Source organism: Burkholderia sp. ZZQ-2 (assembly GCF_050768715.1).
Taxonomy (GTDB): Bacteria; Pseudomonadota; Gammaproteobacteria; order Burkholderiales; family Burkholderiaceae; genus Burkholderia; species Burkholderia cepacia.
The window spans coordinates 35,303-52,344 of record NZ_LDVA01000351.1 but is presented as its reverse complement, the minus strand read 5'-3'; the positions used below and the strand labels follow the sequence as shown (position 1 = coordinate 52,344).

General features: G+C 68.0%; 17 protein-coding genes. 6 read left to right on the top strand and 11 right to left on the bottom strand.

The features are described 5' to 3' along the window. Positions 1-5: 5 nt before the first annotated feature. From ABY44_RS34370 to ABY44_RS34350, 5 genes are read right to left on the bottom strand one after another with little or no spacing between them, the layout of a single operon-like run. Positions 6-1,250: an acyl-CoA dehydrogenase family protein gene (locus tag ABY44_RS34370; protein ID WP_059695132.1), complete on the bottom strand. Its 1,245-nt coding sequence runs from the start codon at positions 1,248-1,250 to the stop codon at positions 6-8. 33 nt (positions 1,251-1,283) lie between these two features. Continuing rightward, entirely contained in the window at positions 1,284-2,042 is a 759-nt protein-coding gene (locus tag ABY44_RS34365; RefSeq protein WP_060172413.1) for an SDR family NAD(P)-dependent oxidoreductase, read from the bottom strand. A 7-nt stretch (positions 2,043-2,049) separates the two neighbouring features. Beyond that, on the bottom strand, positions 2,050-2,814 hold the full coding sequence (locus tag ABY44_RS34360) for an SDR family oxidoreductase (RefSeq protein WP_027790057.1): 765 nt from the start codon (positions 2,812-2,814) through the stop codon (positions 2,050-2,052). A 43-nt stretch (positions 2,815-2,857) separates the two neighbouring features. After that, positions 2,858-3,889 carry a phosphotransferase gene (locus ABY44_RS34355; RefSeq protein ID WP_027790058.1) on the bottom strand — a complete coding sequence of 344 codons (1,032 nt, stop codon included), beginning with the start codon at positions 3,887-3,889 and terminating at the stop codon, positions 2,858-2,860. Between the two features lie 19 nt (positions 3,890-3,908). Then, positions 3,909-4,583, bottom strand: coding sequence for a histidine phosphatase family protein (locus ABY44_RS34350; protein ID WP_060172414.1), 675 nt, complete (start codon positions 4,581-4,583; stop codon positions 3,909-3,911). Positions 4,584-4,783: 200 nt separating this feature from the next. Between ABY44_RS34350 and ABY44_RS34345 the strand changes: the two genes are divergently transcribed. The 3 genes from ABY44_RS34345 to ABY44_RS34335 all read left to right on the top strand — a co-directional run bounded on the left by ABY44_RS34345 (position 4,784) and on the right by ABY44_RS34335 (position 6,962). Then, complete coding sequence (locus ABY44_RS34345; RefSeq protein ID WP_021158044.1) at positions 4,784-4,939, top strand: DUF3309 family protein; 156 nt, start codon at positions 4,784-4,786, stop codon at positions 4,937-4,939. Between the two features lie 203 nt (positions 4,940-5,142). Then, complete coding sequence (locus tag ABY44_RS34340) at positions 5,143-5,874, top strand: response regulator (RefSeq protein WP_027790060.1); 732 nt, start codon at positions 5,143-5,145, stop codon at positions 5,872-5,874. Between the two features lie 2 nt (positions 5,875-5,876). Next, positions 5,877-6,962: an ATP-binding protein gene (locus ABY44_RS34335; protein ID WP_060172416.1), complete on the top strand. Its 1,086-nt coding sequence runs from the start codon at positions 5,877-5,879 to the stop codon at positions 6,960-6,962. A gap of 34 nt (positions 6,963-6,996) precedes the next feature. Here ABY44_RS34335 and ABY44_RS34330 read toward each other — a convergent pair whose 3' ends face one another. Beyond that, positions 6,997-7,689, bottom strand: a complete 693-nt coding sequence (locus ABY44_RS34330) for a hypothetical protein (RefSeq protein WP_060172418.1) — start codon at positions 7,687-7,689, stop codon at positions 6,997-6,999. Between the two features lie 217 nt (positions 7,690-7,906). Here ABY44_RS34330 and ABY44_RS34325 point away from each other — a divergent pair, with 217 nt between their 5' ends. Further along, positions 7,907-8,929, top strand: a complete 1,023-nt coding sequence (locus ABY44_RS34325) for a MerR family transcriptional regulator (protein WP_060172420.1) — start codon at positions 7,907-7,909, stop codon at positions 8,927-8,929. Positions 8,930-8,936: 7 nt separating this feature from the next. Here ABY44_RS34325 and ABY44_RS34320 read toward each other — a convergent pair whose 3' ends face one another. The 3 genes from ABY44_RS34320 to ABY44_RS34310 all read right to left on the bottom strand — a co-directional run bounded on the left by ABY44_RS34320 (position 8,937) and on the right by ABY44_RS34310 (position 11,831). After that, entirely contained in the window at positions 8,937-9,752 is an 816-nt protein-coding gene (locus ABY44_RS34320; RefSeq protein ID WP_060172422.1) for an alpha/beta hydrolase, read from the bottom strand. A 13-nt stretch (positions 9,753-9,765) separates the two neighbouring features. Continuing rightward, on the bottom strand, positions 9,766-11,058 hold the full coding sequence (locus ABY44_RS34315) for an MASE1 domain-containing protein (RefSeq protein ID WP_027790065.1): 1,293 nt from the start codon (positions 11,056-11,058) through the stop codon (positions 9,766-9,768). 272 nt (positions 11,059-11,330) lie between these two features. Beyond that, entirely contained in the window at positions 11,331-11,831 is a 501-nt protein-coding gene (locus ABY44_RS34310; RefSeq protein ID WP_060172424.1) for a lipocalin-like domain-containing protein, read from the bottom strand. A gap of 169 nt (positions 11,832-12,000) precedes the next feature. On the opposite strand from ABY44_RS34310, the gene ABY44_RS34305 reads away from it, so the two are divergent. Both ABY44_RS34305 and ABY44_RS34300 read left to right on the top strand, forming a co-directional pair. After that, on the top strand, positions 12,001-12,906 hold the full coding sequence (locus ABY44_RS34305) for a LysR substrate-binding domain-containing protein (RefSeq protein ID WP_060172426.1): 906 nt from the start codon (positions 12,001-12,003) through the stop codon (positions 12,904-12,906). A 130-nt stretch (positions 12,907-13,036) separates the two neighbouring features. Then, positions 13,037-13,474, top strand: a complete 438-nt coding sequence (locus ABY44_RS34300; RefSeq protein WP_027790067.1) for a GNAT family N-acetyltransferase — start codon at positions 13,037-13,039, stop codon at positions 13,472-13,474. A gap of 25 nt (positions 13,475-13,499) precedes the next feature. On the opposite strand, the gene ABY44_RS34295 is transcribed toward ABY44_RS34300, so the two are convergent. Next, positions 13,500-14,339, bottom strand: coding sequence for a peptidylprolyl isomerase (locus tag ABY44_RS34295; RefSeq protein WP_060057830.1), 840 nt, complete (start codon positions 14,337-14,339; stop codon positions 13,500-13,502). Positions 14,340-14,680: 341 nt separating this feature from the next. Beyond that, a complete protein-coding gene (locus ABY44_RS34290; RefSeq protein ID WP_060172428.1) occupies positions 14,681-16,615 on the bottom strand; it encodes an SMP-30/gluconolactonase/LRE family protein in 1,935 nt (644 codons plus the stop codon). Between the last annotated feature and the right edge of the window lie 427 nt (positions 16,616-17,042).

Below are 17,042 nucleotides of genomic sequence, written 5' to 3'. Positions count from 1 at the left end.
GACGCTCAGGCGCGCAGCGGCGGTGTCAGGTACGGCGCCGTCGAACCCGGCACGCCGTCCTTGATTTCCATCCGCGCGATCGCCTGCAGGTGCACCTCGTCCGGGCCGTCGGCGAAGCGCAGCGCGCGGCCCCAGGTCCAGAGGTCGGCGAGCGGCGTATCGGGGCTCAACCCCGCCGCGCCGAACACCTGCATCGCGCGATCGCAGACGTTCGCGTACACGGTCGGCACCAGCGCCTTGATCATCGCGATTTCCTTGCGCGCGGCCTTCGCGCCGACCTTGTCGATCATCCACGCGGCCTTCAGCACGAGCAGGCGCGCCTGCTCGATCTCGATGCGCGAGCGCGCGATCCATTCGCCGACCGTGCCGTGCCGGTTCAGCGGCTTGCCGAACGCGACGCGCGACTGCGCGCGGTCGACCATCAGCTCCAGCGCGAGCTCGGCCGCGCCGATCGACCGCATGCAGTGGTGGATGCGGCCCGGCCCGAGGCGGGCCTGCGCGAGCGCGAAGCCGCTGCCTTCCTCGCCGAGCAGGTTGCTCGCCGGCACGCGCACGTTGTCGAACGTGATCTCGCAATGCCCTTCCGGCGCGTAGTGATTGACCACCGTGATGTTGCGCACGACCGTCACGCCCGGCGTGTCGCGCGGCACGAGAATCATGCTCTGCTGCCGGTGCGACTCGGCCTCGGGGTCGGTCTTGCCCATCACGATGAAGATCTTGCAGTTCGGATGCGCGGCGTTGGTGATGAACCACTTGCGGCCGTTGATCACGTACTCGTCGCCCACGCGCTCGATGCGTGTCGTGATGTTCGTCGCATCCGACGATGCGACATCGGGCTCCGTCATCGCGAACGCCGAACGGATCTCGCCGCGCAGCAGCGGCTTCAGCCACTGCTCGCGCTGCCCGGGCGTCGCGAACATGTGCAGCAGCTCCATGTTGCCGGTGTCCGGCGCGTTGCAGTTGAACACTTCCGACGCCCAGCCCACGCGCCCCATGATCTCGGCGAGCGGTGCGTATTCGAGGTTCGTCAGGCCCGTGCCGGGCTCGTCGTCCTTCAGGTGCGGCAGGAACAGGTTCCACAACCCTTCCGCCTTCGCGCGCTCCTTCAATTCCTCCATGAACGACACGGGATACTGGCCCGCGTGCACTTCCTCGTTCCATTGGCGGATGCGCGGCACGATGTGTGCATCCATGAATGCGCGCACGCGGCTGCGCAGTTCTTCCACTTTCGGGGTGTAGCCAAAGTCCATGATCGACTCCTCGATTCCGTTCGTTCGGTTCCGTCAGAAGGCCGAGACACCGCCGTCGACGGCGACGGCCTGCCCGGTCAGATAAGTGTTTTCCTTCGCGCACAGCGTCAGCATCGTCGCGACGATTTCCTCGGGCCGGCCGAGCCGCTTCATCGGCGAGCCCTGCGCGAGAAAATCCTGGCGGTCGCCGATATCGCTGTCGGTGACCATCGGCGTCGTGCTGTAGAACGGGCACACCGCATTCACGCGAATGCCGTGGCGCGCGTATTCGATGGCCGCCGTCTTCGTGAGCCCGACCACCGCATGCTTCGACGCCGCGTAGGCGGCCAGCTTCGGCGCGCCGCCGAGCCCGGCCATCGACGCGACGTTCAGGATCACGCCTTCGCGCTGCGCGAGCATCTGGCGGATCTGGTGCTTCATCCCGAAGAACACGCCCTTCGCGTTCACCGCGAAGCTCAGGTCGAGATCGGCTTCGTCGGTGTCGATCAGCGCCTTCATCGGCGGTGCGATGCCCGCGTTGTTGATGCCCACGTCGAGCCGGCCGAAACGCTCGGCCGCCGCATGCACCAGCGCGATGACGTCCGCTTCGGCACGCACGTCGCAGCGCCGCGCGATCACGTCGGCGCCGGCCGCGCGCAGCGGCGCGGCCACGCGTTCGAGCGCCTCGCCGTTCAGGTCGCCGAGCGCCAGCCGCGCGCCCATCGCGGCGAGCTCGCTCGCGAGCAACGCGCCGAAGCCGCTCGCGGCGCCGGTGATCATCACGGCCTGCCCGGCGTAGCTGTCGATCTTCATCGCGCGCTCAGATCGTCAGGCCGCCGTCGACGACGATGCATTCGCCGTTCGTGTAGCTCGCCGCGTCCGACACGAGGTACAGCACGGTACCGGCCATTTCGCGCGGTTCCGCGTGGCGGCGCAGCGGGATCTTCGCCTTCCACGTCTCGTAGATGTCCTTGTCGGCGAACAGCGCGCCCGCGAACTTCGTCTTCGTGAGCCCCGGCAGCAGCGCGTTCACGCGGATGCCGAACGGCCCGCATTCCTTCGCGAACGCCTTCGTCATGTTGACGACGGCCGCCTTCGTGATCGAGTAGATGCCCTGCCGGTCGCCCGGCTGCAGCGCATTCACCGACGCCGTGTTGACGATCGCGCCGCCGCCGTGTTCCTTCATCAGCTTGCCGGCCTCGACCGACATGAAGAAGTAGCCGCGGATGTTCACGTCGACCGTCTTGTCGTAAGCGGCGAGATCGGTATCGAGGATGTGCCCGAAATACGGGTTCGCGGCCGCGTTGTTCACGAGGATGTCGAGCCGCCCGTGCTTGCCGCGGATATGCTCGAACGTCGCGGCGATGTCTTCCAGGCGCCCGACGTGGCAGGCCAGCGCTTCGGCGCGGCCGCCCGCCGCGACGATCGCGTCGGCCACGGCCTGGCAGTCGTCGAGCTTGCGGCTCGACACGATCACGTGCGCGCCCTGCTCCGCGAGCAGTTTCGCGATTTCCTCGCCGATGCCGCGGCTTGCGCCCGTCACCAGTGCGATCTTGCCCGTCAGGTCGAACAGATTCGTTGCCATGTTGCTGTGCTCCTCCATTGATGTGGTGTCGTGCCCGGCGCGGTCAGCGATGCGCGTCGATCACGCCGACGGCCATCTCGGCGAGACGCCCGGCCATCGCGCCGACGCGCAGCGCCTGCTCGCTCGATGCGTTGCCCTGCAGCGCGCGCGCCTTCACGCCCTGCGCGATCGCCGCGAGCCGGAAGAAACTGAATGCGAGGTAGAAATGCCAGTCGCGGATCGGCTCGATGCCGCGCAGCTCGCAATAACGCGCAACGATCGCCGCTTCGTCGGGAATGCCGAGTTCCGCGCGATCCTGGCCCGCGAGCCCGCGTACCTGCCCGCCCGACGGCAGCCGCAGGCACATGCAGAAGTACGCGAGATCGGCGAGCGGGTTGCCGAGCGTCGACAGTTCCCAGTCGAGCACCGCCTGCACGCGATAGCTGTCGCGCGCGAACATCAGGTTGTCGATCCGGAAATCGCCATGCACCAGCGTCGGCCGGCCCGTGTCGGCCGGGCACGCCTTCGGCAGCCAGTCGATCAGCGTTTCCATCGCGTCGAGGCGCTCCGTTTCCGCCGCGCGGTACTGCTTCGTCCAGACGCCGATCTGGCGCTCGAAGTAGTTGCCGGGGCGGCCGTAGTCGGCGAGGCCCACCGCGTCGACATCGACGTCGTGCAACGCGGCCATCGTCTGCAGCAAGGCGTCGTAGCACACCGCGCGATCGGCCTTCGGCAGCTCCGGTAGCGCGGGATCCCAGAAGATCCGGCCGTCCTCGAAGCTCATCACGTAGAACAGGCTGCCGATCACGTCGCGGTCTTCGCAGAGGTGATACGGATGCGCGACCGGCACCGCGGTGCCCGACAGCGCGCTCAGCACGCGGAATTCGCGGTCGACCGCGTGCGCGGATTTCAGCAGTTCGCCCGGCGGCTGGCGGCGCAGCACGTAGCGGCCGCTCTTCGCATGCAGCAGGAAAGTCGGATTCGACTGGCCGCCGGCAAACTTCTCCGTGTCGACCGGGCCTTCGAAACCCGGCACGTGCGCTTCCAGATAGCGCGTGAGGCGGGCTACGTCGAGTTGCTGGGTAGGGTTCGTCATCGTCGCGATCGTTCGTGGGTCAGCCGTAGGTTCGCAGCGCGTGTCGTTCGGGATCCTCCAGATGCGGGATGCCGTTGAACGACGCGAGGCGGAATGCATCGGCGTTGAAGAAAAACTGCGAAAGGCTGCTGTTGCGGATCTGCAGGTTCAGCGCGATCGCGCTCGACGGCGGGGCGGCCAGCACCTGCTGCACGGTGACCGCGATCGGGCCGCCGGAGCTCACCGTCAGCACGCGCTGGCCGCCGCCGTGGCGGATGGCCGCGCGGGCATCGGCCACGCGCTGCTGGAAGTGCGCCCAGGTCTCGGGGGCCGAATCGCCGAGCTTGTCTTCCGACCAGAGCTGCAGCACCTGCCGCAGCGCGCGGAAATGCTCCTTCATCGAGCCGGCCGCGAGGCGGGCGATGTCCGGGTAGTCGTGCGCGGCGGCGGCGAACAGGCCGTGGAAGTCGTATTCGTTCAGGCCGGGATGGCGGTCGATCTCCGCGCCCTCGCGGCCCATCCCGCGCAGGATCGCGTCGACCGTCTGCGCGTGGCGGTTCATCGTGCCGCAGATCACGCGGTCGAACGCCAGGCCTTGCTGCGCAAAGTATTCGCCGAGCCAGACGCCCTGCTGCTCGCCCGCCGGGGAAAGCCGGTCGTAGTCGTCCGTGCCGAAGGACGCCTGCCCGTGCCGTACCAGAAAAAGTTCAGCCATCGCATGCCCGCCAGATCAGAAGGATTCAGCATAGGGGGCGGGGATGCATTTTCAAACTTTATTTTCTGAATCGGCGGGTATTCATCGGGTGAATTTCAGGCATTCCAACCGTGCGCTTGCGCCGGCTTTCGCCCGCCCCCGCCGCGGCACACGAATTGCGGCGGGAGGCACCGTCCATTCACGACGTCAGGAGGGGTGCGATGCTCGGTACGATCCTCATCATCATTCTGATTCTGCTGCTCATCGGGGCGTTTCCGGCGTGGCCGCACAGCCGAAGCTGGGGCTACTGGCCGTCGGGCTCGGTCGGGTTGATCGTCGTCATCGTCGTGATACTCGTGCTGCTGGGTCACATCTGAGTCCAGTGACGCGTGCCGGACCGGCACGCGTCGCCGGACGCCGGCGCCGTGGCTTCTTTACAAACGCAGGCAAGGGCGGGACATCCGTCGGCCGGGCGCGAATCGCGTCGCGCCGCGCTGCCCCCCGCCTCCGTTCGATTGCGCTGGCCGTGCGGTAGTATGGCGACCTGACGGAACCCCCTGATGGATCTGAACGAGTGGCCATGCCCGAATTTTCTTCATCGCCCGGCGCCGGCCAGAATGCCCAGGCGCTCGTCCTCATCGCCGAAGACGAACCCGAGATCGCCGAGATCCTGACCGCCTATCTCGCGCGCGGCGGCCTGCGCACCGTACACGCCGCCGACGGCCGCCGCGCACTGGAGCTGCACCTGCAGCTCAAGCCCGACCTCGTGCTGCTCGACGTGCAGATGCCGCACGTCGACGGCTGGAAGGTGCTCGCCGAAATCCGTCATCGCGGCGACACGCCCGTCATCATGCTGACCGCGCTCGACCAGGACATCGACAAGCTCACCGGCCTGCGCATCGGCGCCGACGACTACGTGGTGAAGCCGTTCAATCCCGCCGAAGTCGTGGCGCGCGCGCAGGCGGTGCTGCGCCGCTCGATGGCCGGCGCGCGCCAGGAAGAACAGCGCGTGCTGCGGGTCGCGCCGTTCGAGATCGATCTCGAACACCACGAAGCCACGCTCGAAGTGGGCAGCGAACGGCACACGCTCGTCCTGACGCTCACCGAATTCAAGCTGCTCGCGCAACTCGCGCGCGCGCCGCGGCGCGTGTTCAGCCGCGCCGAGCTGATGGCCACCTGCCTGCCGGAAGGCGACGCGCTGGAACGCACGGTGGACAGCCACGTCAGCAAGCTGCGCAAGAAGCTGGACGACCTCGGCGTGCAGGGTGTGCCGGTCAGCGTGCGCGGCGTCGGCTACAAGCTCTGGAGCTGAGCATGAAGCTCGACGGCCTGAGCCGGCAGATCGCGCTGACCATGGCAGGCATGGTGTTCGGCGTGACCGTGCTGATGGTGCTCACCGCCACCGTCTTCTACTACATCGCGTTCAATTACTGGCCCGCGCATTTCAACACGAAGAACCTGCTGCCGACCGGGCCGGAATGGGCCTGGCTGATCGCGACCACGGCGGTCGGCCTCGCGCTGTCGGTCGCGGTCGCGGTCAATCTCGCGCGCCGCATCCTCGTGCCGCTCAATTCGGTCACCGAAAGCATTCGCCGCGTCGCGCGCGGCGATCTCGACGCACGCGCCGTCGCGGGCGACCGTTCACTGCACGAAGCCGCGCTGCTCGCCGACAACTTCAACGCGCTCGCCAGCGAGCTGCAGCGCGTGACCAACGAGCAGGCGCTCTGGAACGCGGCGATCGCGCACGAGCTGCGCACGCCCGTCACGGTGCTGCGCGGGCGCCTGCAGGGGCTCGCCGAAGGCGTGTTCACCCCCGACGAAGCGCAGTTCCGCAGCCTGCTCGGGCAAGTCGAAGGGCTGACGCGGCTGATCGAGGATCTGCGCGTGGTCAGCCTCGCGGACAGCGGCCACCTGAGCATCGAGATCCGCGACACCGATCTCGCGTCGGATGCGCGTGCGGTGGTCGACATGTTCGAGCCGGCGCTGCGGGCCGCCGGCCAGCATCCGGTGCTCGATCTCGACACGCGGCGCATGCGTTGCGACCCGGTGCGCATCCGCCAGGCGCTGCTGGCGCTGCTGGAAAACGCGCGCCGCCATGCGGTGCCCGGCGCGATCCGCATCCAGACGCGCATCGAACAAGGGATGTGCCGGTTGCGCGTCGGGGACGACGGCCCCGGCATCCCGGCCGATTTCGCGCCGCACGTGTTCAAGGCCTTCCGGCGCGCCGACGACACGCAGCCGGGCGGCAGCGGCCTCGGGCTCGCCGTCGTCGCGGCGATCGCCCATGCGCATCATGGCGAAGCTGTCTGCATGCCGAGCCGCACGGGCGGCACGCTGTTCGAAGTGCAATGGCCCGACAACCTCACGCCGGCGCCGGAACACGCGCGCTTTCCGGCCTGAGGCATCGCCTTTACGGCCGACCTGGCGCCCGCCTTTACCGCGCCACGTGCGGTTCGCGCCCGACCTGTTCGAGCGGCGGGTTGAACCCGAGCACTGTGTACTCCAGCACGGACACTGTCCCTTTCCCGGCCGCGCCCTGCACGACGACCGCGCGCACCGCGCCGGCCCGGTCGAATTTCAGGCGGGTGCCGACGGTCGCGTTGCGCAGCGCCTCCAGTTCCTCGATCCGCGCGATCGCCAGCTTGCGCACCGCGCCGGACACGTACACCGGCAGGAACACCAGCGCGATGAAGATCGACACGGCATCCTTCGAAACGCTGTCCAGCACCGGCTGACCCGACATCACGAGCGACAGCGACGTCGCGGCGACGAAGATCGCGAGCACGGTCGCGCCCACGCCGAGCGACGAGAACCGCTCGGCCGCCTTCTTCATGCGTGCCTTCACGAGCGCCCGCGTGGTCGCGGACGGCACCAGCCATTCGCGCTGCGCGCCATGGTATCCGGCGAAGCCGAGGAACAGCGTCGCGACCGCGCTGATGCCGATGCTGGTGTACAGCGCATCGAAGATCATGCAGAGGAATTCGAGCACGAACACGATCACCGGCGGCCACAGCAGCAGCCGGAACGAATAGCCGTCGCGGCCATGCCCACGAATCCACCATTTCACCGGCGCAAGCTGCCAGAAGCGGCTCTCCTGGTGGAGCGAAAGTTCTTCGTTGTCGGTCAATTTCCCACCTGTCGGATCCTGCGCCGTGTCGGCGCCGGCCGTGAATCGGCCCGGCCGCATTCTCCCAGATGCGCGGCGCGGCGAGAAAGGGGCCGCCGCCGGCCTCCGATTTCCGGCCGACACCTTGTGTGCATCGCACATGCACGCTCGCTTGACCCGGCCCTTGGGATCGCCTTTATGCTGAGCGCAACGAATCGACAGCAAGGAGAGGTGACGGATGAGCACGTCCACGCCCCGTTTGAACGCGTCGGCCGCCGCCGCGCGGCTCGGCGTCTCGATCAAGGCGCTGCGGCTGTACGAGCGGCACGGCCTCGTCACGCCGGAACGCACGCCGGCCGGATACCGTGCGTACGGCCCGGACGATCTCGCCCGCGCGGCCGACATCGCCGCGCTGCGCGCACTCGGCCTCGGTCTCGCGCAGGTGGCGAGCGTGCTCGACGGCGACGCGCGCAGCCTGGACGACGCACTGGCCGCTCACGAAGCGGCGCTGGATCACGGCATTCAGGATCTCGTGCGCAAGGTCGATCGGGTACACGCAATCCGCGCCGGCCTCGCGCGCGGCCGGATGCCGACCGACGGCGAACTGACCCGGCTCGTCGACGACAGCAGCGCCGGCGTGGCATTCAGCCTGCCGTGGCCGTGGGGCGGCGAGTGGTTCGAGTGTCGCGACATCCGGCCGCTGAACTACATCATCGGCCCGCTCGGCAGTGGCAAGACGCGGCTGGCGCTCCGGCTCGCCGACGCACTGCCCGGCGCCGCGTTCGTCGGCCTCGACCGGCTGGAACACGACGGTGCGGCGGCGCGCGACGTGCTGCGCACCGATCCTGCATTGAAGTCGCGCGTCGACCGTGCATCGGCAGCGCTCGCCGCCCGAGGCGCGACGCCGTCGGCGGCGCTGACCGCGCTGCTCGTCGCCCTCGAAGCCGAAGGCCCGCGCACACGGGTCGTCGACATGATCGAACAGGATCTCGATCGCCCCACGCAACAGGCACTGATTGCCCGTCTGCGCGAACAGGCCGCCGCCGGGATGCGGCCGCTGTTCCTGCTGACGCGTTCGTCGGCGATCCTCGACCTGTCGGCGGTCGGCCCGCACGAAGCGATCATCCTGTGCCCGGCCAATCACAGTCCGCCTTCGCGTGTGGCGCCTTACCCCGGTTCACCCGGCTACGAAGCGGTTGCCACGTGTCTTGCGTCGCCCGAGATCCGGGCGCGGATCGCGCATCCCCCGGAAGCGGCGTAAGCGTTCGTCACGGCGCCATCCGCCCCATCCTGCGCGCCATCGCCGGGCTGACCGCATGCACCGGATCGAACCCGAAGAATTCGAGCACGTGGCGCGCGACGTCGTCGCGATCGTTGTCCGCGCAGATCATGTGGTAGCTGTTCTCGAGCACGATCCCGCGCGCGTCGGGCATCTTCGCGAGCAGGAAATCGGCCGAGCGCAGGCTCGTCAGTTCGTCCTCGCGCGCATGCAGCACGAGCGTCGCGCACGGCGTGCCGGCTGCCGCCTCGAGCGCCCAGTTACGCATCCGGTCGACCTGGCGCACGCACGCGAGCGGCACCCACGCATAGTGGAAACTGTCCTCGCGCTCGAACTTCTTCTTCACGATCGCGCGGATCGTCGCGTTCTTGATGCCGAACGGATCGCCTTCCTCGACGCGCATCCGCTCCGCGACACCCGGCACGCGATACAGCACATGCCGCAGCGCCCGGTACCACGGCGTCGACCAGCCGTCGATGAACACCGGCGTGGCCAGCAGCGCGAGCCGGCCGCGCGCATGCTGCACGCGATGGCACAGCAGCAGTGCGACCAGCGCGCCCATGCACATGCCCGCGACATGCACGGTGTCGTACTCGTTCTCCAGCGCGCGATACTGCTCGGTCACCGCGTCGAGCCAGGCCTCCGCGCGCACGCCGACCAGATCCTCGGGGCGCGTGCCGTGCCCCGGCAGCGTGATCATGTGCGTATCGCCGCCCGCGCGCCGCACCGCCTTGTGCAGCGAACCGAGATCGTATTGCGTGCCGCCGAGCCCGTGGATCAGCAGGACGCCCGTGCGCCCCGTCATGACGCGTCCCCGCTCATTCGTCCGCCGGCCACACGCGCTCGAGCTGCCAGACGCCTGCCACCACCGTCACGTCGACATTCGAGTCGAGCAACGGTGCGCCGTGATCGGTGATCGTCTGCGTGCCGCCGTCGCGCTGCACGATACGCAGCGACAGCGACGCACGATCCTCGCCGGCGATCTCCGCGTTCCAGTAGTCGCTCAACGCATCGCGGTCGCCCGGCTGCACACGTTCGAGCACGAGCGACACGCTCGCGATCTGCGCCGCGTCGACACCGACACCAAACACGCGCTCGACGTCGCCGCTCCACTCGATCCGCCCCGATTCCGGATCGAGCACATACGCGATCTGGCCGGCGCTCGCGAGCGCGAGTTCCATGTTGTTCTGCAGGACCGCCGCATGCTCGTGCACGCGCTCGCGCGTCGTCTTCAGCGTGCTCACCGTCAGCACCAGCAGCGACGCGACCGCCAGGTAAAGCTGCGCCTCGAGCAGCGAACTGCCGTAGTGCTCATGGAACGACGCGAACGGGCCGTCGCCCTGCGCGGTCTGCTCGATCACGATCAGCGCGAGCACCAGCACCGACGACGAACCCGCGCGGCCGCCGAGCAACAGCGTCACCGCGACGGTCAGGAACAGCGGGATATACGTCAGCGCAAAGCCGGCGCCCGTGCCGAATTTCTTCGACGTGTCGCCGTCGAAGATCACGAGTGCGCCGATCACGAGCAGCGCGAACGCGACGATGCCGAGTACCAGGTCGAAGCGCTCGTGGTCGCCCGAGCGGTGCGCGCGAAAGCGCGACCATGACGCGAGTACCGGCGTGACCAGCAGCACGCCGACGAAATCGGACGCGGCCCACACCGACCACACGTCGAGGAACGGCGCGCCCTTGACCGCCGTGTACCACGCCGCGCCGCCGATCGCGCCGATCACGCCCGCGATCAGGCCGGCGAGGATCACCGAGCGCAGGAAATACAGCCCTTCGAGCGAGAACCGCACGCGCTGGACGAGCCACACCGCGAGCGCGGCGGCGCCGACCTCGTCCACCGTGAACAGCACCGCGTTGACCAGACTGCCGTGTTCGATGCCGGTCAGCGCGAGCTGCCCGGCCAGGAACGCGCCGGCCAGCGTCAGCCATTCGCGCATCGGCCGCAGCATGAACGCGCCGACCGTCACGCCGGCCGGCAGCCAGATGTAGCCCGTCAGCCGGACGGGGCCGTTGAACTCGTGCGAGATATAGCCGGTCGCGAGATACAGCGCCGCCCAGAGCAGCGCGGCGACGAGGCCCGGCCGCGATCGTTTGGTGTCCATCGAGAATCCCTGTGTGCTGCGCCGTGCAGGCAGACGCACCGCCGCGTCGGAAGCGGCGGCGCCTGCGGCCGGCAGGTGCGCGATGTGCGCATGATATGCGGACAGGGCTGACGGAGGAATACCGGTGGGGGAGGCACGGGAAGCCGCGGCCTCTGAACCGGCTCGCCGGGCCGGCGGAAACGGCGTGTGGCGCCGGCTACGCGGCGCGTGCCGGAACGGCCGCGATCACGGCCTCACGGCCGCATGCGTCACGTATCGAACGGCCTCCCGGTTCAATCCTTTCGCCGCCACACCGAGATCGGAATGTCGCCGTTGGCACGCGGCGGAACGCGGTAACTCAGCTCGCCGTCCTTCAATTGATAGGTGCGCGTCTGCGTTTGCCCGGCCCAGTTCGGGTACGACGCATTGCTGATGTGAAACGCCAGCGTGTGGTTCGCGGGATCGACGCTCAGCGTGCCGTAGTGGGTACTCGAGCCGAGCACGGCGTCACGGAATTCCTCCGGCGTGCCGGTCGCCTTGTCGTTCGACGCGAAGCGCGGGCGTTCCGACTTGAAGATCTGCAGCGAGTAGTTCCCGTGCGCGTCGATCAGCAGCAGGCCCGCCGGATCGGCACCGTAGTCGCGGCCGATCGTGCCGTCCGGATGTTGTACGTCCGCCGCGACCAGCGTCCACGTCCCCGCGAGCGACGGCGCGGCCGATGCGTCACCGGGAATCATCGACGCGGCCAGCAGCATGCCGGGAAAGCCTTGGCGGAATATCGAGCCGATTTTCATTCAATGTCCTTGTCGGAAAGAAGGGAAGCAACCTCACCCTCACGGACATCCGCAGCGCGCGTATCGCGCGCATCCCCGTGAACCGAAACGACCGGTTCACTTGATGGTAGCGACGGGAATATGCAATAAATACGATAATTCGAAATCGACTTATAAGAAAAACCGAATCATGACGCTTCCGAATCTCGACATGGATGCGCTGCGCACGCTGATTGCCGCGGATCGGCTCGGCAGCCTCAACCGCGCCGCCGACCGGATCGGCCGCTCGCAGTCGGCCGTCAGCCAGCAGATGCGCAAGCTCGAAACGCAGATCGGCCAGCCGCTGTTTCGCCGCCAAGGGCGCGGCCTCGTGCCGACCGAAGCCGGCGAGCTGATGCTGTCCTATGCGCGCCGCATCCTCGAACTGAACGACGAGGCGGTCGGCGCGATCCGCGGCGCGGCGATCGACGGCGCCGTGCGATTCGGGCTGCCCGGCGATTTCGCCGAATCGTGGCTGCCCGTCGCGCTCGGCCGGTTCAAGCGCACGCATCCGGGCGTGCGCGTCGACATCGTCGTCGACGGCAACGGCGCGTTGCTCGACCGGCTCGATGGCGGCGAACTCGACATCGTGCTCGCGATGGGGCGCGGGCATCGCGCCGACGCCGAACACCTGGTCACGCTGCCGATGGCATGGATCGGGCCGCAAGGCATCGACGTGCGTCCGCGTGCCGGCGCACCGCTCGATCTTGCGCTGTACAAGCCGCCGTGCCTGTTCCGCAAGGCGGGTACCGACGCGCTCGACAAGGCCGGCATCCCGTGGCGGCTCGCGTACACGACCGGCAGCCTGCAAAGCCTGTGGGCCGGCGTCGCCGGCGGCCTGGGCATTACATCGAGAACGATGGCGGGTGTGCCGCCGGCGCTGCGGCAGCTCGGCGAGCGCGACGGCCTGCCGCCGCTGCCGTCCGTCGACGTGTGCCTCCATGCGGGCGGAGGCGGTGCGCCTTCGGCGCTCGTGAGCCTGAAGCGCGTCGTGATCGACACGCTGATCGCCAATCTCGCCGATGCGCACCCGCACTCGGGCCGGCGCGCCGGATGATCGGCCACGCATGCGCGCCGGATTCGGCGTTGCGCCCTTTGACCGGCTTCCCGCCATCGCGGACGATGCGCTGCGGGGTTCGACCTTTCCGTCGGCGCTCCCGTCCCGAACGAACGTACGAGTCCGCACGATGACACACGCAATTCGCCTGCGCCCGGCATGCGCCGCCGACCTGCCGTTCCTGCTGACCCTGCGTCGGCTCACGATGACCGTGCACCTGCAACGCGTCGGCGCGCCAACCGACGACGAAGCGCACGACCGTCGCATTCGCGCGAACTTCGACGATGCGATGATCGTCTGCGACGCCGACGACGCAATCGGCTTGCTGAAGGTGACACGCGCCGCCGACGAGTGGCACGTTCACCAGATCCAGATCCTCCCCGATCACCAGGGCCGGGGCATCGGCGAAGCCGTGCTGAACGCATTGCTGGCCGACGCGGCGCGCGCGCACGTGCCGGTATCGCTCAGCGTGCTGCACGGCAACCCGGCGCGGCGGCTCTACGAACGGCTCGGCTTTCGCGTCGCGTCGGCAACCGACACGAGCGCGAGCATGATCTGGCGCGCGTGACACCCGGCGTTTCGACGCCGCCGCGTTACTGCGTGATCTTCGCGTCCTTCAGCAGGTTGCCGATCATCTGCGCGCTCGCCTTCTCCACGGCGGCCGCCTGCAATTGCTGCTGCAGCGCCGGCTTCGCGGTCGCGAAACCCGGCACCTGCGTCGGCCGCTTCGCATCCAGCTTCACGATCGCCCGCACGCCGTCGACCGGGATCGAATCCTTCGTCGCGGCGCCGACCGTCAGTTTCTCGAGCGCCTGCGCGACCGGCAGCGGCAAGCCGGACGTCTTGCCTTCCGCCGCCGGCGTGTGGAAGCTCACCCACGGCAACTCGCCGCCGCTGTCGCGGCTCGGCGCGATGCTGTACTGGCGCGCCAGCCCGTCGAACGACTTGCCTGCCTTCAGCTCGCTCAGCACCGTCGCGGCCGTCACCGGATCCTGGACGACGATCAGGCGCGGCTTGTACTCGTTCTTGCCGAGCGACGCCACGAGCTCGTCGTAGCGCGCCTTGACCTGCTCGTCGGTCACCGGCTCGGGCTTCACGTTGTCGCGCAGGTAAAGCTGCACTTCGGCATTCGCCTTCGCCTGCTGCACCGCCGCCTTGACCTCGGGCTTGTCGGCGTAGTTCGCCTTCTCGGCGGCCTGCTGGACCAGCACGCGCGTAATCAGCTGATTCTTGATCGCCTGGCGGACCTGCGGCGAGTCGGGTTGCCCGGACGCGCGCAGCAACGTGTCGACGTCGGCCTGCGTGATCGGCGTGCCGTTGACCGTCGCAACGGTCGCGGCGGCCGCCGGCGTCTCTGCGTGGACTGGGCCGCTCATCGCGCCGGCCAGTGCGGCGATCAGAAACAGGCGGTTCGGTGTCGTTTTCATCTTCATCGTTTCGTCACTTCGGCATAAAAAACGCGGCATGGGGCATGCCGCGCGAGTTCACCGGCGCTGCAATGCGCCGGCGCAACCAATCAGTCGATCCGGTTCATCGTCGTGGGCACGCGCAGTGCCTGCCGGTGCCGCTGTCATTGTGCCCGGAACCGCTTTTCCGCGTCGTGAGGTTTGGAACGACCGCCCGGCGGGCGGTGAGGCGCGCGTTGCGCACGCCGCTCATTACGAACGCGTGATGTGGAAATTGCGTGGATGCGCGGTGGAAATCCGGCGAAATCGCGACGAATACGGTGAGGCGTTCGCGAGCCCGGCCGCCGGTCGAGGCGGCCGCGCGTTCATCAAGGCGTCCACCGGTACACGGTGATGCTGTTGCCTTTCACGTTGTTCTTCATCACCACGTACTCGCCGTTCGTGCGGCGGTATGCGCGAATGCTGTACATCGCATCGATCGCGCTGCTGGTATCCACGGTCGCGGGGCTCGCGTTGACCAGCGTCGTGTCGAGATTGCCGGTCGTCAGGTTGAACGCGTCGACGTTCGGCCACAGCGGCCCGCTGCTGCTGAACCAGTAGCCGACGAACAGATGGTTGCCCACCGCATCGATCGATTTCGCGCCGCTGTGCGGCAGCGTGATCACCGGGTCCGGCTTCGTCGTATTGCCCGCGCTCCAGCCGTGATACACCTCGATGCGCGTGCCGATCGACGTCCAGTCGTTGGTCCCGATCGCACCTTGCGCGAGCACCATCGTGTCGCTGTCCGCGAGATAGACGATGCGCGTGAGCGGCTGGATGCTGTCGGGCACGCGGGTCGCGACACCCGGCCCCCACGACGGCTTGCCGCTCGCATCGAAGCCGGTCAGCGGGTAGTGGGTAATCGCGCCGGTCTTGTCGAGACCGGCCCACACGCCACCCTTGCTGTCGATGCTGAAGCCGCCCGTCACGCGCCGCGTCGTATTGAACGCGGGGCCCGGGATAGCGCCGTCCGGAATCGCGACATAGCCGTTCGCCGCGTTGAAGTGGAAGAAGTAGAAGACCGGCGGGTTCTGGCCGGCCGCGACGAGAATCCGGTTCGCGCCCACCGACGTGAGCAGACCGAAATGCTCGTCGCGCTGCGTGTCGTTCATGTCGATGCGCGGATCGGCCGGGTACGTGAACGGATCGACCGTGTTCGCGATGAACCTGCCGCCCGCGCTGCCGCCGTACACGTGCGTGCCGCCGTAGAACAGCGCACCGTCCGTGACCGGGTCCGGTGCGGCGATGCCTTCGAAGTTCAGCGACTGCAGCGTCCACCGCAGGCTGCCGGTGCTGCTGTACGCATGAATGTCGGTCGCGCCGTTGCGGCCGAGATCCCAGCTGCCGCCCCATGGATTGTTGAGCACGTATAGATTGCCGCCGGTGTCCTTGCCGATCCCGACGATGCGCGTGAAGCGCTGCGCGCCGACCTGCCCCTTGATGCCCGTCGTCGTGTCGAGATAGCCGCCGCGCACGCCGAAGGTGCCGGCCAGCGCGGGCCGGCCCGACACCGTATAGCGCTTGATGTTCTGGTCCGGGCCTTCGTCGCCCACCAGCAGCTGCCCGGCCGCCGCATCGAAATACAGCGCCGACGGCTGCGACCCGGACGGCATCCGGATCGTGTTCAGCGGCGCACCGGCCGGGCTGAAGCCGACGATCGAGCCTGCGCGCTTCTGCGCCACCCACACGTTGCCCGCTGCGTCCAGCGCGAGCGCGCCCGGCTCCGATACGCCGATATCCCGCTGCCACACGCCGTCGGTGGTGAACACGCGCACGCGATTGCCGTAGAAGTCGCTCGCATAAAGCAGCGAGCCGGCCGTCGCGAGCCCGGTGACGACGTCGATGCGCGGCTGGTTGGTGGCCGCGCTGACCTGGATCACGCGGTCGCGATACTTCGTCGAACGGTTGTAGCGCCCCACCGCGCCGCTGCCGTACGTCTTGCCGGGCTGCAGCGCGACGAACAGCGAGGTCGCGTTGCCCGTGATCGCGCTGCCCTGGAACTCCGAATGCGTGCCGATCGAGCCGACGCTCTTGCCGTTCTGGTAAATCGCGACACCGCCTTCGTCCTCGTCCCACATCGACGCCGTATAGATCACGCCTTCAGGCGCGACCCACATCGCACGCGCGACGTTGCCGACGTGGGCGGCAAGCGTGCCGTACGTGTTCGCCAGCCAGTCGGTGGTGTTGCGTGCGTGAACGGGCGGGGTAATCGCGGCGATCGCCGCGGCGAGCAGCGCGGCCTGGAACCGTTGTCTGGCGACCATGACGGATGCACTCCTGAATGGTGCGAACACTCATATGAAGGGCCGGCCGGACGGCTTGAAAACCGCAATACGTCAATTCTTCCGCTGAAGCATCCGGCGCAGTCGGTATTACGTACGGCATGCGTTCGATCATGCGCAGCGCGAGAATAGCGTTATATAAATCGAAAAAAATTGCGGATCGCGCGCGTCATTGCGCTTTTCGCGGGAGCGGCTTCGACGGCGTCGCCCGTGGCGCCCCCGCGCGCCGGCGGCACGCGTGACTGCGCGACAGTGAATGGTCACTTGCGCGTCGAATCGGGGATCGGGAAATTCAGGCTCGTACCTGAGGGAATATCGCCGCCGGTTCAGCGACGATCGATTGAAACGGCGAGTGCCTGTTTCGGAGAATCGGGAAAAAAGCCACGGCATTCAATGCGGATTCATTGCA

What these genes read in the sequence shown, in the direction of transcription:
- ABY44_RS34320 (WP_060172422.1), bottom strand. Translation starts at nt 9,752, where the DNA reads ATGACGGGGCGCACGGGCGTCCTGCTGATCCACGGGCTCGGCGGCACG.
- ABY44_RS34290 (WP_060172428.1), bottom strand. Translation starts at nt 16,615, where the DNA reads ATGGTCGCCAGACAACGGTTCCAGGCCGCGCTGCTCGCCGCGGCGATC.
- ABY44_RS34315 (WP_027790065.1), bottom strand. Translation starts at nt 11,058, where the DNA reads ATGGACACCAAACGATCGCGGCCGGGCCTCGTCGCCGCGCTGCTCTGG.
- ABY44_RS34295 (WP_060057830.1), bottom strand. Translation starts at nt 14,339, where the DNA reads ATGAAGATGAAAACGACACCGAACCGCCTGTTTCTGATCGCCGCACTG.
- ABY44_RS34345 (WP_021158044.1), top strand. Translation starts at nt 4,784, where the DNA reads ATGCTCGGTACGATCCTCATCATCATTCTGATTCTGCTGCTCATCGGG.
- ABY44_RS34355 (WP_027790058.1), bottom strand. Translation starts at nt 3,889, where the DNA reads ATGACGAACCCTACCCAGCAACTCGACGTAGCCCGCCTCACGCGCTAT.
- ABY44_RS34325 (WP_060172420.1), top strand. Translation starts at nt 7,907, where the DNA reads ATGAGCACGTCCACGCCCCGTTTGAACGCGTCGGCCGCCGCCGCGCGG.
- ABY44_RS34340 (WP_027790060.1), top strand. Translation starts at nt 5,143, where the DNA reads ATGCCCGAATTTTCTTCATCGCCCGGCGCCGGCCAGAATGCCCAGGCG.
- ABY44_RS34300 (WP_027790067.1), top strand. Translation starts at nt 13,037, where the DNA reads ATGACACACGCAATTCGCCTGCGCCCGGCATGCGCCGCCGACCTGCCG.
- ABY44_RS34335 (WP_060172416.1), top strand. Translation starts at nt 5,877, where the DNA reads ATGAAGCTCGACGGCCTGAGCCGGCAGATCGCGCTGACCATGGCAGGC.
- ABY44_RS34370 (WP_059695132.1), bottom strand. Translation starts at nt 1,250, where the DNA reads ATGGACTTTGGCTACACCCCGAAAGTGGAAGAACTGCGCAGCCGCGTG.
- ABY44_RS34350 (WP_060172414.1), bottom strand. Translation starts at nt 4,583, where the DNA reads ATGGCTGAACTTTTTCTGGTACGGCACGGGCAGGCGTCCTTCGGCACG.
- ABY44_RS34360 (WP_027790057.1), bottom strand. Translation starts at nt 2,814, where the DNA reads ATGGCAACGAATCTGTTCGACCTGACGGGCAAGATCGCACTGGTGACG.
- ABY44_RS34305 (WP_060172426.1), top strand. Translation starts at nt 12,001, where the DNA reads ATGACGCTTCCGAATCTCGACATGGATGCGCTGCGCACGCTGATTGCC.
- ABY44_RS34365 (WP_060172413.1), bottom strand. Translation starts at nt 2,042, where the DNA reads ATGAAGATCGACAGCTACGCCGGGCAGGCCGTGATGATCACCGGCGCC.
- ABY44_RS34310 (WP_060172424.1), bottom strand. Translation starts at nt 11,831, where the DNA reads ATGAAAATCGGCTCGATATTCCGCCAAGGCTTTCCCGGCATGCTGCTG.